Below are 14,938 nucleotides of genomic sequence, written 5' to 3'. Positions count from 1 at the left end.
TGACACTCACCCTATTTGGATAGGAGTGCTCCCTTTAAAGGCCCTAAGTTAATTTATTATATAAAGTTAAATTGTTAACCTATCTTAAATTTTTGATCTTAATGCTACGGAATGATACAGTGTTCCCGTGGTCTTGCAGTAAAATGTGTCCTTCCGGCCAAAGCCCGAAGTTATTCCAATTTTTGTATTTACTGATCTCAACCAGGTCTTTAAACTCTTTGGAACCTCTCTCATATTCTAACATTTTGAATCCATTGAGCCAATGTTCCACATGATTATTAGGATAAACAACAATCCGGCCTTTATTCCATTCTCCTATCTTCTTGATAGCCATTTTATTATCTTTCCTGGCTATCATGTCATATAAAGATGAGAGGGTCCTGTCCCCATCTCTTCCCAGTTTGGCATCCGGATGACGTTCATCGTCCAGAACCTGGTATTCGAGTCCTATTGCTGACTTCCCTTTCGTATCATAATCCTCTTTCACGAAATACTTCACTCCGCTGTTAGCGCCTTCTGTAAGTTTAAAGTCGAATTCCAGTTCAAAGGCGCCGTACTGTTTGTCAGTAACAATATCCCCGCCGGAACCTTCCTCGTCACCGTTAGACTGGTGGATGGTCAGTTCACCGTTTTCGATAGCCCAGCCTTTGTCCGGGAACTTATCGGAGTTTACGCGTCTCCATCCGCTGCCCGTTTTACCGTCCCATAACAGCTGGAAGCCGTTCTTATTTTCCTGGGGAGATACGTTATTCGGAATATCGTTCACCACATAGATTTTATCATAGGGAGAATATTGACTGGCAGATGGATTTTCTATGATCCTGATATTACGCCAGTGAATAGACTTGCCTTTATCTTCCGCTTTGTAGATCTGATGTACCTGCAGGGCGATAAAACCTTTCGGGGTCATATCGTCTATCAGGTGGGCACAGGCTACTCCGTTAATCCAGGTACGGATCTCGGAACCTCTGCATTCAATACGGTACTTGTTCCAGTCGGCTTTTTTGAAAGCGGTCTTTGCTGCCGGGTTCAGTTCCAGCGGATACAGCCAGCCACGGCGGGCCTCGTCATATATACCTCCACTCCAGGCACGGTCGCTTGGATCTACTTCCATCTGGTACCCGTGTACGCGGCCGTTATTATAGTCTGGTGTGCTTTCACTGCGGAACTGTATGCCGTAGTTCATTTCAGCATCCAGTTTCAGCTCCAGTTCCAGGATAAAATCTCCATAATCCTTTGTTGTAGCGAGGAAAGAGTTAGGACTTTCAGGTACGGAGGTCCCTACTATTTCATTGTTCTTCGCTTCATAGAGGGCTTTCCCGTTTACTTCCTTCCAGCCGTCTAAGTTTTTCCCATTAAAAAGCGGTTGCCATTTCTGTGCCATGGTAAGGCTGCAAATGAACATGGTACCGCATGCTAATAACGTGTTTTTCATAACAATAGAACTAAGTTACTTTCTAAAAATAAAAAATGGTATCAATTTATTCAAACGATTGCATATATATGTGATGAACGGTATTATTTCTTTTTTCTAATTTATGCAATCGTTTGCAATTTATGACGAATCTACTTAACTTGTATCGTTTCCTGCCCTGAACATTGTGATAAAAACCTTGGGAAGTAGCTATAAAACAGAAGGGACAGGAGTATTTCCGTTACGAAAAAAAAATTCACGAATGAAAAACACGTTATTAAGGGCGGGTGCCATGCTTCTATGCCTGCTTGTGTCCGGTACACTCATCAGGGCGCAATCCATTTCAATTAAGGGAAAAGTTACTGCCACAGACGGTACGCCGGTAATTGGGGCTACCATTGCAGTAAAAGGACAAAAAACAGGGACAGCCACGGACCTTTCGGGCAATTACAAACTGGACGCACCGGGAAACAGTGTCCTGATCATTTCTTTTATTGGTTTTCTATCACAGGAAGTACCGGTCAACGGCCGGGCTGTAGTGAATGTTCAGCTATCGACAGACCAGAAAAAACTGGATGAGGTAGTGGTAGTCGGATATGGACAACAAAAGAAAAAGGATGTCACCGGTGCCATTTCCTCAATCAGCAGTAAATCCATTATGGAAGTGCCTGTTACCAATGCACAACAGGCGCTCCAGGGGAGAACTCCCGGTATAGAGGTCATCAACAACAGTAACAAACCAGGTGATGAACCCCGTGTGAGAGTAAGGGGTACACGTTCCTTATCTGCGGGTAATGATCCGCTGTATGTGGTGGACGGGATACCTTTTGCGGGTAACCTCAATGATATCAATCCCCAGGATATTGCTTCCATGGACATCCTTAAAGATGCGTCGGCTACTGCTATCTATGGTTCCCGTGGAGCCAATGGCGTAGTGCTGGTCTCTACCCGTAAAGGTAAAAACGGCAAGCCTGTAGTTACCTACAGCGGTATGTACGGTTCTGTACACAACCTGGGCCGTACCGATATGATGGACAGTCAGCAGTATCTGGGTATGAAACGCGAAGCTTATCGCACCTCCGGTATATATGACGACAGCAACCCTGCTGCTTCCGATGCGAAGATATTCAACACTACAGAACTGGCGAATATTAAGAAAGGCGTGAACACCGACTGGCAGAGTTTATTGACTAGTCCAGGCTGGCAAACCCGTCATTCGCTGGGAGTAAGCGGAGGTACTGAAAAAACAAAGTATGCCATCAGCGGCGGTTATTTTAAAGACCAGGGTGTTTTAAAATTACAGAGCTACGAGAGATATAACCTGCATGTAGCGGTAGACCAGCAGATAGGCAGCCGCGTTCATGTAGGCGCTTCTACGCTTGCTACCTACAGCATGCGGAAGGGTGCTACTTACAACGGCATGGATGCCGGATTGAAAATGTTGCCTATCGGCACACCTTACGACTCTACAGGTAAACTGATTACCTATCCTACCGGCGATAACCAGCAGCCGAATCCACTGCTGGATTATGTTCCCGGTAACCGCGTGGAAAATCTCAGTCACCTGAGATTATTTAATAGCCTGTATGGGGAAGTGACGATCGCCGATGGGTTGAAATACCGTTTAAACCTGGGTGGAGATATCATGACCAATAACAACGGGCTTTTCCAGGGTAAGAACAATACGAACCTGCTGATAGGTGGCGGGGATGCTACTGCCCAGAAATCCAATCAGTTCGTATGGGCTTATACGGTAGAGAACGTGGCCACATACAGCAAAGTATTCAATAAAAAACATTCCCTCAATATAACCGGGTTGTACAGCGTGCAACGCCAGCGTGAAGATACTTCCAGCGCTTCTGTAAGGGGGATCCCTGTAGAGTGGCAGCAGTATTATAACCTGGGCCAGGCCGCAAACGTGACTGCCATCAGCAGTCAGTTAGGTACCTGGACCATCCTCTCTTATATGGGGCGTGTGAATTACGGATACGATGACCGTTATCTCATCACTTTAACCTTAAGATCGGATGGTTCTTCCCGTTTTGCACCGGGACATAAATGGGGGTATTTCCCTTCTGTAGCGTTGGGTTGGAACATCACCAACGAACAGTTTATGAAGAACGTGAAATTTGTTGATAACCTGAAACTGCGTGGTAGCTACGGAAGAATCGGTAACACCGGTATTCCTCCATATGCTACACAGGGATTGCTGGGCCGTGCGCCTTATTCCTTTGGCAATAAAGGATCTATGGGATTCAATCCTATCCTGATACGTAACCCTAACCTCACCTGGGAAACGACTGCCTCTACCAACATTGGTGTGGACTTCAGTGTATTGAAAGGACGGATCACAGGTACTATAGATGTTTATAAACAAAAGACAACAGACCTGCTGTTGCAACGCTTCCTGCCTTATAGTAACGGGTTCGACTATGTGCTGGAAAACACCGGTGTTACGCAGAACAAGGGTATTGAGATCGGCCTCTCCGCAGCAATCGTTGAAACGAAAAACTTTAGCTGGACGATGGATGTGAACGCATTTAAGAATAGTGAAAAGATCCTGGCGCTGGGCGAAGGCAAAAAACAGGATGTGGGTAATGGCTGGTTTGTTGGCTCGCCTACCTATGTATACTATGATTACAAAAAGGTAGGTATCTGGCAAACAGAAGCTGACGCACAGGTATATAAACAACATATGGGAGAGATCAGGCTGGCAGATTTAAACAATGATAAAAAGATCGATGATAAAGACAGAAGTATCCTGGGTACTCCTCAACCAACATGGTCTGGTGGTATGACACAGCGTTTTACTTATAAAAACATTGATCTGTCTGTAGTCGCATTTGCGCGTTTCGGTGGTATGATCAAGAGTGATTTCTATTCTACTTTTAATTCGTTGCAAGGCCGTTATAATAACCTGGACATACATTACTTTACGCCTTCGAATCCGACCAATGATTTTCCTCGTCCTAATTCTAATCAGGAACGTCCCAACAACTATAATACGTTAAGTTATTTTGATGGTTCTTATTTCAAGATCCGCAATATTACTTTAGGCTATTCAATGCCTAAGCGTATCATGGAGCGCTGGAAGATGGATGCGTTGCGTTTTTCCGTAGATGTAAAGCAACCGCTGATACTGGCGCCTTATCGCCAGAAATATAAAGGTATTGATCCGGAAGATGTGAATACGATAGCGGTGGATGCTCCGGCTACATGGATGCTGCAGTTTGGTATCAATGCTACTTTTTAACTATTAAAAAAAGAGACGATGAAAAATATATTTTGGAGCCTGCTATTTTGCTTATGTGTGGGTAGCGGTTGTAATAAAATGCTGGACGAAAAGGTGGTATCTTCTGTAACGGATGATTTCTATAATACACCTGCTGGTTTCCAGAGTGCGGTGACTGGTGGTTATGCCGGTTTGCGCAGTTTTTACAGTACAGAACGTGGTATGACGGTGTCTGTATTTGGTACGGATACTTATACGAATGGTTCGGATGGTGATTTTAAATTCGTGAATCAGTATACGTCACAGTTAGATGCACGTTATACGCATATCAGAGATATATGGAATAATTTTTATCAGTCGATCAATACCTGCAATGCAGTGTCTGACAGGGCTGATCTTGTTCCTGGTTTAGATAGTACCGCAAAACATATCGGTATTGCGCAGGCGCGTTTTTGCCGTGCGAATTATTACTTCCTGTTAGTGCAGATGTTTGGTAAAGTCCCATTGCAACTGAAGGAAAATAAAGAGATCGTTACAGCGTCTCACCGTGATGCGGTGGATGCTATTTATAATGCTGTGATCGCAGACCTTCGTTATGCTGCGCAAAACTTACCGGTTACACAGTCCGACTGGGGGCGTGCTACCAAGCCGGCTGCGGAGCATTTGCTGGCCCGTGTATTCCTTACCAGGGCTTCTTCTGAAGTAGCAGTTACCGGTGATTATGACAGTGCGGCCGTTTATTCTACCCGTGTCATTTCTCAGTATGGCTTTCAGTTATTACCTGATGTTGGACAGGTGTGGGCACAGGGGAAAGAGAACAATTTAGAAACAGTATGGGCGGTGCAATACACTACTGATGCGTTGTACAATTCTACCGACAATAATGCCTGCCGTTTTTTCCTGATGCAGTACGATGTGCTGGCCGGTATGAAACGTGACCTGGCGAATGGTACGCCCTGGAAGCGTTTCCGACCTACTAAGTTTCTGCTGGATACACTTTTCAACGACCGGGTTAACGATGTGCGCTATGAGAAATTTTATACTACTGTATGGTATGCAAACAATGCGACTGCCAATCTGAAAGTAGGAGATACCTCTGTATACATGCCTGGTTATGATGTACCTGATGCACTTATTGCCAGTAAAAAGTATATGCTGGTGCCTCCACGTAATTATACAGAAAAGCTCTACCCTTCCCTGAACAAGTTCGCTGATGCACTGCGTCCGGACAACCAGGCTTCGGGTGTACGGCCCTTCATTGCTTACCGTCTTGCGGAAGACTATCTCATAGCAGCAGAGGCTTACCTGATGACCAGCCAAAAAACTACTGCTGTTGGCTACATCAATACCCTGCGTATGCGTTCGGCAAGAGTAGGCACTACTGCTGAAGAGACTACCTCTCACCGCGATGCGATGAAGATCACCGAAGACCAGCTTAATATCGACTTTATCCTCGATGAGCGCGGACGTGAACTGGTAGGCGAACAACAGCAATGGTTTGATCTGGTGCGTACCCACAAACTCCTTGAGCGCGTGCGTTTACACAACCCACAGGGCGGTCCTAACGTAGAGGCTAAACACGTATTACGCCCTATCCCTCAGGACCAGATCGACAGAACAAGTAACGAGTTCTTACAGAACGACGGCTATTGATTTTACGATATAGGATTATTAAAGTGGGAACAGTACATTCAAATGTATTGTTCCCACTTTTGTTTTGATAAAGATCTGGTAAACAAAAAATTGTATTTCAGATGGTTGGGTAGCAGTTGCCGTTGTTCGTGAGTCCTATTGGCCGTATTGGCCATTAAGGGAAATATTAGGGGGGATATGAGTTGATAGTTGGCTCACAGTTGGCTCAATAGGCTCAAAGTGGGAAATAGTTTTCCGGCCGAAAGTGTGGTTATCTTCAGGTTGTCTGGTGTATAAGGCTCCTGCCGTTTGGTTGGGATCTTTTTATTTGAGTTGGCCTTTGGCGATTAGAGCGTCTGTAACTGTTTCCAGTAGGGTTCTGTCTTGCTTACTTAACTTTTCTATTTTGGTTAACAGTAATGCGAGATCTCTTGTTATTGAATCTTTTGAGATGGGATCTCTTTCTGTAATACCTGCGAGATAATCTAAAGATACATTCAGTACAACTGCGATTTTTGAGACTACTTCAAAAGGTGGTTGTGTAACTCCTGTTTCATACTTCCCAATAAGGTATCTGGCTACTCCTATTGATTTTCCTAATTGTTCTTGAGTCCATTTTTTTTCATTCCTTATTAAGGCAATCTTTTCACCTAATGTCATATCTGATATTTAAAATGAATTTACAATTAAATGTGAAGTACGATGACAATAGTATAGCCTTAGGAATTTAGGAGGATGAATGGCTATTGAAATGACAATTAAATGACAGTTAAAATGAGTGTTTTATGCTCATTAAATGAGCATTTTAAACTCTTTTTCGTATATTCGTATAAACAATAACGTTATGGAAATACAAACACGATTGGGTAAAATGCATTACAAGCATGTACAGAGCCAGCGACTGGGCTGGACTAATTACATTCAGATGCCCTGGCTTAACTTATCAGGCCAATGGTTGGAAAAAGCGGGTTTTCCGGTAGGAGAACCGATTGTAATCAAAGTTTCTAAAAACAAATTAGTTATCACAAAAATTAAAACAGAAAAAAATGAATGTGCAAACAGTGAAAGAAAAAAATGTAGAAAGAAAAACACTAATTCTAAAAGTAGAGAAAATGAAACAGTGGGTGTTTAAAGATCAGATCATCTCTTCACTTTCTCTTTTTGGTACCTGGTTTTCAGAAGCAGTTTTATACCTGGAGATTCTGTAGAGGTTACAGTAGATAAAAACCTGTTGGTTTTACGCTGTATTAAAAGAGATAGTGAAGAAATAATTACAATGTAATAATTGCATTGTTATTCTATACCTGACTAAGGTTTGTTAATATGGCATTCTCAGTGCCCGTTCCCAATAATTAAAATCTCAATTATTTATTTAAAATTCATGTGAACTCTTACGGGGTAAGGATTTACGTTTGTTATCCATTTTTTCAAATTCATACTCTTATGAAAAAAATATATGCTGACACTTCCGTTATTGGAGGATGTTTTGACAATGAATTTAAAGGACACAGCCTCCCATTGTTTGATGCATTTAAGGCAGGCGCACTGAAGCTGATTCTTTCAGATATGGCCTTACAGGAGCTGGAACCTGCAAGGGAAGAAATAAGGAATAAAATATTTGAGATCCCATATGCTAACATTATAGAAGCAGTAACTACTGATGAAGGAAATGAATTAGCATCTGAATATATTTATTCAGGCGCTTTACGGAGGAAAAGTTATGATGATGCAGTGCATATTGCCCTGGCAACCTTAAATAAAGCGGATGCGCTTGCAAGCTGGAACTTTAAACTCATTGTGAATTTTAATAGAATAAAAATGTGTAATCATGTAAATGTGCTATATGGTTACAAACAAGTAGAAATTATGACACCTTCTTTAATTTTAAAAACCATTCAATATGAAAGATTCAAAACCGTATGATGCTGTTGCAGAAGTCAGGAAACACAGGAAGATGTTTGGTATTATTCACTGGAATAATCCTGAGTTATTTAAATCAAAGCTGAAAGCTGCACGGGAGAAATACCATGAGAGATTATTAGAAGTAAATTCTTTTGTGGCAGAGAGATGAAAATAAAGCTATCTAATATCCGGTACCGCAATGCTTTTAATCATAGAAAGGCCATTTTATCAGAAAAGGGTGCAAGGATATGGCAAAAAAGGTAAATTTGTTGTAAATTTCCACAGAAACAAGGCAATTACATGAGCCAATTTGACTATATAAAAGACATTGCAAAGTTCGGATTAGAAAATGATCAGGAGAAGCTATTGTCTGTACTCAATGAATTAATCGAACATTCAAAAAAAACGAAGAAGATTAATTTTGCGCTTCAACTCCAATCAATATTAAAGGATTCGATACGCCAACAAAAAAGTGACAATTTAACCCGGGTAGGATCAGATACATATTTTAATCGGATAGAAGATAAGGAGTTAAACGATTTAATTTTAGAAAAACTAACCTCTGATTATACTTTTGAAAATCTTGTTGCAGACAAAAACATTCAAGATGAGTTAGCTCTATTTATTAAAGAACATCAATCGGCAGAGCTATTACGAAAATTTGATCTCCCTATTGCCAATAAAGTATTATTACATGGACCATCTGGATGTGGTAAAACTCTTGCATCCTACGTAATCGCAGGGGAGCTTAAGAAAATGATGGTTGTAGTAAATTTAGGTGCCATTGTTTCTTCAAAATTAGGTGAAACGAGTAAAAATCTTGCAAAGATTTTTAGGAAAGCGGCCTCTGAAGATTGCATAATATTTATAGATGAGTTTGATTCTTTAGGGAAAGTTCGTGATTATAGTCAAGACCACGGAGAAATGAAAAGGGTTGTAAATACTATTTTACAACTATTTGATTTTTTACCACAAAATAGCATTGTTATCGCAGCAACAAATCAGAAAGATATGTTGGATGACGCTTTGCTTAGAAGGTTTGATCTAAATGTAAAATTTGACCTGCCTGATGAAATGAAAATTAAGGAATTAGTAAATCTTATACTTAAAAATGGGCAATTTCAATTTGATAAACCGAAGAACGTAATATCTATCATAAAAGAATCATTAGGACTTTCTTACTATAGTATACAAAAAACGCTTATAACAGCGATAAAACGGAGTTTATTTAACCTAAAAGGAGATATATACCCAATGCAAGCAATTATTAATACAAATGTTTGGAAAGAATTAATTTTGCAAGAAAAAAGAGCATTAACTAAATAGCCATTTATTTACTCTTGATTTTGTTCTGCATCCAAATTAGCATCTGCTAAATTCAATAATTCTGCATCATTCAAAGCATACAATTCATCATAAAGTCTGTTAGAATTAACTCCCTTTGCCGGATTTTCGCGAATTGAGAAAACTAAGGTAAAAGGATATTCGACGTTATAATCATTTCTAATTGCAGGTGAAAGTAATTTATGTAGGGCTGCATTTACCGCAATTTTTAAAGTACGATTTTCTTCCTGCAAAATTTTCTTTGAAATATTAAACGATACTTTTTGAGAATTGCTTAACATCTTCGCTTTATAATAATAATCCTGTGCCCAGGATTCAGCAAAAACATAGTTCTCAGTAGTGTTACCATTAATCCCTATAGGAATCGGTTTATTGTCTTCATCTAACTTGGGACTTCCGTCTTCATTCTGTTCAAATTCTTCTAAGGCTATATTTCTAAATATACCGAAGGAAATATGCACGGGGCAATACGCTAATTGATTATGAGGAACTGGTTTAAATTTAAAAGAAAGGGTCGCATCTATATGCAATACTCCATTTTGCCTATTTACATTCAAAAGATATTCAGGCAATTTTAGAATATACGATTTTATTTTTTTGGGACTAATAACATCTTCTAAAATAAATGTAACCCTATTTTCATCGGACTGTAAAATCACATCTGAATCAGGGATACCATTCCCATAAATGCCTTTCAGAGTTATATTCTGTAAGTCGCTAAATCCATCTTCAATGGTTTCACAGAAAGCCCCATTTAACAATAGTGCTTTAACAGTTTGCATATTATCCGAAAGAGAAGGGTATTTCTTTAATAATTTCGCAGCGATATTGGCCGCTAATGGCACGGCATAACTTGTTCCCACTTCTTTATCATAAAAAATACCTGGTTGTGACGATAATACTTTAAGTCCTGCGTGTTCCGGGCTTAACTTATCATCATAATCCCCCGCATAATGACATAGATCTGGTTTGTATAATCTCTTATTTATTCTTGTCCAATTTAAGGATGGATGGTTCTTATTAATATGAAACGTTCTTGTATATATGGCTGGAAATATACCATCCGGTGAAATACATATCTGTCCATTATTTTCGAAATTCCCTGCTGCCGCACCAACAGTAACATTATTCATACTTTCAGCAGGAATAAAAAGATTACTTGCCTCACTATCAAAATGTAAGGGGTAAGTAATATTTACAAACCTCCTGCCGTCGTAACGTTGCAGGTCAGAATTATTTCCTATTGATATAAAAATTAAAATATCTAATTCATAGGTTAAAGAATCTAACGTATAAGCGTACTCAGATATAGTATCATTATATTTTTTAGGATCCGTGTACCCTATTGTAAGGGTAAATATTTTTACACCGTATTTTGTATTTGCTTCCCTTATCATACTTACAACTTCTGCTTCGGGAATATAGCCACCTCCATTGTCCAAAACCTTTAGCGAAAGCAGCTTTGCATCCGCTTCAAAATTACCAATATGTGATGGGAAAAGACGATTTCCTAACGCAGCTAAGGCTGCAACGGCTGTGCCGTGACTAACTCCGTCAGTAACAGGCGAAGTGTTTGTTATATCAAATTCGTTGCCTTGGTTTATAATAAGTGGGGCTAAAGGAGTTTGATTACTAATACCAGTGTCTATTATGCCAATAACAGGTAACTCGCTATCTGCATTTGTGATATCAAATCCAAATGATTTTTCAGGTAGATTTAACGGAGTAGGTCGTACCAACCCAGCAGCATAAGAGTTGATAGATTGTATAATATCAAAATTATTTGCGATTTCTCTTAGTATACCTTCGTCAACACCAAGCAATTCAATCTTGTTATATTCAAGATTATCATAAAAAGTTATCCCACGCTCTCTAAGATATTCTAATAACGATAATTCAATAGGATGTATATAGTCATTAAAAATCTCAACGTTGTCTGTTAAATCAATAATTATATGGGGCTTAAATTGAGTGTATTTAATTATCCGGTTACTTGTTAGTAAAGAGAATTCTTTAATGAACTTAACGTCTTGATTGTATGTCACATTTGAATAATGATTCGATGTATCAATGAATTTATTAATTTCTTGTATGAAATTATTAAATAAATCTGAATCTATTATAGCAAATAAACCAACGGTATTAAAGTTATAATAAGCTGATGCAGACAAGCCAAAGTTGATTCTATATTTATTCTCAAATGTAGAAGAATCAAATGTGTCATGGAAGCATATTTGAATATGATCTACATGAGCTGGAATATTTAATTGAGGACTTCTACTTTGAATACGCTCTTCCCTTTCTCTCAAAAAAACATCCCTCGAATTTATAAATTCCTCCTTTTTAGGAGTATAATTCTTTTCCTCACTTTGCCTCTTACCGGCGCCACGGGCTGGAGGTTTAAAGTCTTTTATATTTTCTGCGTCCTTTCGATAATATAAATGTGGTTTATCCGCCATTTTGATTGATAGCTTGGTTGAGTAAAATCAAAACAAATCGATAGTTAAATCAGGAAGATATATTAATACGAATATAATAAATCTATCAGTAAATTTTGATAAAAGAAAAATGTGTAATCATGTAAATGCGCTATATGGTTACAAACAAGTAGAAATTATGGCACCTTCTTTAATTTTAAAAACCATTCAATATGAAAGAATCAAAACCGTATGATGCTGTTGCAGAAGTCAGGAAACACAGGAAGATGTTTGGTATTATTCACTGGAATAATCCAGCGCTATTTAAATCAAAGTTGAAAGTTGCCCGGGAGAAATATCATGAGAGATTATCAGCGTCAAATATGGAGTCATAATTCCCCCTGGGGAGGAGGTGGGAGGGTTAGTGGGTACAATACTTTCACTGATTTAATTTCTGTAGAGAGTGTTCGGGAAGAGTTCGGGAAGAGTTAAGGTTTAGATCAGGGTTAGCTCGGGTTTAATGCGCGTTTAAGTCGGGGTTAAGTCGGCTCCATACGATCAAACCCCGGCTTAAACGCGCATTAAACCCGAGCTATCTATAGAGACTTATACAACTCACTACGAACGGTCACTACTCAAACTAAAAAATTCTGTTAAATCTGGGATCAGCAGAGATTGTTTTCATGTATTGGTCTTAATTTCGCAATACGAATTGAAGGAAGGAAAGGACGCTTACCACTTGTTGAAAAACACATCCAATTTGTCGTAATCAGCTACAGTTAACCCTGATTTAACCTGTGTAGCATTATCTAACGACATCATAAAAATAAAATTTATGGGAATACAATTAAAAGGACCGTTCGGTGGCTTTTCAGGCAAAACCGGTGGCCTGATTGGGGCAATTTCAAAAGGTAGAAGTATTATTACCAGTTTGCATACACCCTCAAGCAAAGCACCTACAAAAAAGCAAATTGACCAACGCTTTAAGTTTGGTATGGTTACCACTCTGTTAGCATACATTAGTGACCTGATAGACATAGGTTTCCAGGAGCATAAAGTATCAGAATCTGCTATGAATGCAGCGGTAGCCTATAATCTCAAATATGCAGTGACAGGTGTATCACCTGATTTTAGTATCAATTTGCCTCAGTTATCTTTTAGCCGGGGTAAGTTAATCGGTCCTAAAAGTGTTACTGCCGAGGCGTTAGCAGGCGCTAAAGTTAAATTTTCATGGACGGCAAGTGAAGATGTCCGGAAGTTAACTAATCCTGCAGATTCGCTAATGATCATGGTATATAATTCAGAAAAAACTGAATTTATAACGAGTATTAACGCAGCATCCCGATCTGCATTAACCTATACGATTCAACTACCGGTAGATTTTACCGGGGATGAAGTGCACACGTATCTGGCTTTTGTGGGCATAGAGGGAAAAGTGAGCGATAGTATTTATGCCGGAGCTGTTAGCATAATATAAACCTTAATGCCCGCTATGTTAAACAGGGTTAACAAGATATAGCGGGCATTAAATTTTTAAACCTGATTTTAAAATACATACAATGGCATATTTGAAAAATGGCATTTTAGGAGGCTTACAGGGACCTGTAGGGGACATGGTGTGGTATATGCTCAATGGAAAACAGATTGTCCGTAGTCGCCGTGGTAAGAGTGCAAAGCCGCCAACAGAAAAGCAGCTTGCGTGCCGGAAAAGACTGACGATGGTAAATGACTTTTTAAGTGGATTTATTCCATATGTGCAGTTGGGTTTTACCTATACTGCTGAACAAAAAGGCTATACGGGATATAATGCGGCAACAGCTTACCAGATGAAACACGCGCTTACCGGGCAGTACCCGGACTATACTATAGACTATACAAAAGTAAGGGTCTCGGAGGGACCTATGAGTAATGAAAATATTAATGCCGCTGTTACCCTGCAAAATAACTATCTGGTATTTAGCTGGACAGCAGATCTGAGTTATCAACATAGCAGTGATCACGCGATGCTGCTGGCATATGCACCGGCATTGAATGAAGCAATTTATACGCTATGTGGCGCGAAAAGAATGGATGGTCATGATGTGTTATTATTACCGGATAATACCTGGGGTGAAAAAGTGATAGAAATCTACTTCTCATTTGTGAGCGAAAACCGTGAGCAGTGTACTAACAGTATATATCTTGGTCAGATGCTTACCAGCGTTTACTGACTGTTTTTTAATTACTATATTGATAATTTTAAAAATGAAATAATCATGTGTTTATATTTGTATTTATAGGGAAACACTACATCTTATAAAAATATCGGCAGTAATGGATTATAGTTATAGTATCCAATAAAGCCGATATTTTATTGAAGTTTAATATTCAGGATTTGCCCACCATAACTGCTCCTGAAATCTTTTGGCTGCTGTCGCTTGTTTTTCAATAGTGTCTTTAAAATCCCAGCCAGGCAGTGTCTCTGCTTTATACAGTAGCTAGTGCAAAATGTACTACATCGTGGTAACCATATGACGCTTTTGATCCACGCAGATACATTGCGTACCCTCACTATAATTTTATAAAACGCACTGAAATGATATAGAAAAAATGACCCTTAATTAGTTGTTTGATACTTTGCGCATTAAGCCTCTCGCAGATACGATTAGCTTGATTTAGCCTCAATAGGTATTAAAGAATCTAAAAGCAAAAAGATGGGACTTCAATTTAAAAGATTTAATATATCACTATTTCAAAATAAGTAGAAGTGCGTATTTTTTGACCAATAACATTGGGTTAACTTATCCTATAAAAACATTGTCTATTTTAGTTCAATGAATATTTAATAACCCCCTATCAACCTACAATTATGGGACAATTTCTAAAAACCGTTTATGTGTTTCTTTTCAGGAGAACTTTATTAAAATGTTTAATGCATTCCTGTATTATATAAGCGTTTGGGAGCCTGGGGGCATTAGACTATGATTTTGTATACTAAGTATCAGCCGTAGAATTCCT

General features: G+C 39.2%; 12 protein-coding genes. 9 read left to right on the top strand and 3 right to left on the bottom strand.

The window, feature by feature from the left end; genetic code table 11:
• Positions 1 to 79 precede the first annotated feature (79 nt).
• Positions 80 to 1,435, bottom strand: a complete 1,356-nt coding sequence (locus GO495_RS28680; protein ID WP_170302740.1) for a 3-keto-disaccharide hydrolase — start codon at positions 1,433 to 1,435, stop codon at positions 80 to 82.
• Positions 1,436 to 1,676: 241 nt separating this feature from the next.
• On the opposite strand from GO495_RS28680, the gene GO495_RS28675 reads away from it, so the two are divergent.
• Together GO495_RS28675 and GO495_RS28670 are read left to right on the top strand one after the other, a co-directional pair.
• The gene (locus tag GO495_RS28675; RefSeq protein ID WP_157303389.1) at positions 1,677 to 4,667 is read left to right on the top strand and encodes a SusC/RagA family TonB-linked outer membrane protein; all 2,991 of its coding nucleotides are present in this window, start codon (positions 1,677 to 1,679) and stop codon (positions 4,665 to 4,667) included.
• An 18-nt stretch (positions 4,668 to 4,685) separates the two neighbouring features.
• Positions 4,686 to 6,299 carry a RagB/SusD family nutrient uptake outer membrane protein gene (locus GO495_RS28670; protein ID WP_157303388.1) on the top strand — a complete coding sequence of 538 codons (1,614 nt, stop codon included), beginning with the start codon at positions 4,686 to 4,688 and terminating at the stop codon, positions 6,297 to 6,299.
• A gap of 303 nt (positions 6,300 to 6,602) precedes the next feature.
• On the opposite strand, the gene GO495_RS28665 is transcribed toward GO495_RS28670, so the two are convergent.
• On the bottom strand, positions 6,603 to 6,938 hold the full coding sequence (locus GO495_RS28665; protein ID WP_157303387.1) for a helix-turn-helix domain-containing protein: 336 nt from the start codon (positions 6,936 to 6,938) through the stop codon (positions 6,603 to 6,605).
• 184 nt (positions 6,939 to 7,122) lie between these two features.
• Here GO495_RS28665 and GO495_RS28660 point away from each other — a divergent pair, with 184 nt between their 5' ends.
• The 4 genes from GO495_RS28660 to GO495_RS28645 all read left to right on the top strand — a co-directional run bounded on the left by GO495_RS28660 (position 7,123) and on the right by GO495_RS28645 (position 9,506).
• On the top strand, positions 7,123 to 7,410 hold the full coding sequence (locus tag GO495_RS28660; RefSeq protein ID WP_157303386.1) for a SymE family type I addiction module toxin: 288 nt from the start codon (positions 7,123 to 7,125) through the stop codon (positions 7,408 to 7,410).
• Positions 7,411 to 7,721: 311 nt separating this feature from the next.
• Positions 7,722 to 8,201, top strand: coding sequence for a PIN domain-containing protein (locus GO495_RS28655; RefSeq protein ID WP_157303385.1), 480 nt, complete (start codon positions 7,722 to 7,724; stop codon positions 8,199 to 8,201).
• Positions 8,179 to 8,349 (top strand): hypothetical protein, encoded by a 171-nt coding sequence (locus GO495_RS28650; RefSeq protein WP_157303384.1) that lies wholly within the window; start codon positions 8,179 to 8,181, stop codon positions 8,347 to 8,349. Before GO495_RS28655 ends, GO495_RS28650 begins: the two co-directional genes overlap by 23 nt.
• Before the next feature lie 131 nt (positions 8,350 to 8,480).
• The gene (locus tag GO495_RS28645) at positions 8,481 to 9,506 is read left to right on the top strand and encodes an AAA family ATPase (protein ID WP_157303383.1); all 1,026 of its coding nucleotides are present in this window, start codon (positions 8,481 to 8,483) and stop codon (positions 9,504 to 9,506) included.
• A gap of 8 nt (positions 9,507 to 9,514) precedes the next feature.
• On the opposite strand, the gene GO495_RS28640 is transcribed toward GO495_RS28645, so the two are convergent.
• Entirely contained in the window at positions 9,515 to 11,983 is a 2,469-nt protein-coding gene (locus tag GO495_RS28640) for a S8 family peptidase (protein ID WP_157303382.1), read from the bottom strand.
• 191 nt (positions 11,984 to 12,174) lie between these two features.
• Here GO495_RS28640 and GO495_RS28635 point away from each other — a divergent pair, with 191 nt between their 5' ends.
• The 3 genes from GO495_RS28635 (at position 12,175) to GO495_RS28625 (ending at position 14,151) form a co-directional block, all read left to right on the top strand.
• A complete protein-coding gene (locus GO495_RS28635) occupies positions 12,175 to 12,336 on the top strand; it encodes a hypothetical protein (protein ID WP_157303381.1) in 162 nt (53 codons plus the stop codon).
• 440 nt (positions 12,337 to 12,776) lie between these two features.
• Positions 12,777 to 13,418 carry a DUF6266 family protein gene (locus GO495_RS28630; RefSeq protein WP_157303380.1) on the top strand — a complete coding sequence of 214 codons (642 nt, stop codon included), beginning with the start codon at positions 12,777 to 12,779 and terminating at the stop codon, positions 13,416 to 13,418.
• Positions 13,419 to 13,500: 82 nt separating this feature from the next.
• Complete coding sequence (locus GO495_RS28625) at positions 13,501 to 14,151, top strand: DUF6266 family protein (protein WP_157303379.1); 651 nt, start codon at positions 13,501 to 13,503, stop codon at positions 14,149 to 14,151.
• Positions 14,152 to 14,938: the final 787 nt, after the last annotated feature.

Source organism: Chitinophaga oryziterrae, assembly GCF_009758125.1.
GTDB lineage: Bacteria > Bacteroidota > Bacteroidia > Chitinophagales > Chitinophagaceae > Chitinophaga > Chitinophaga oryziterrae.
Note: the sequence above shows the minus strand (reverse complement) of the source record. Positions and strands in the feature narration are given on the sequence as shown.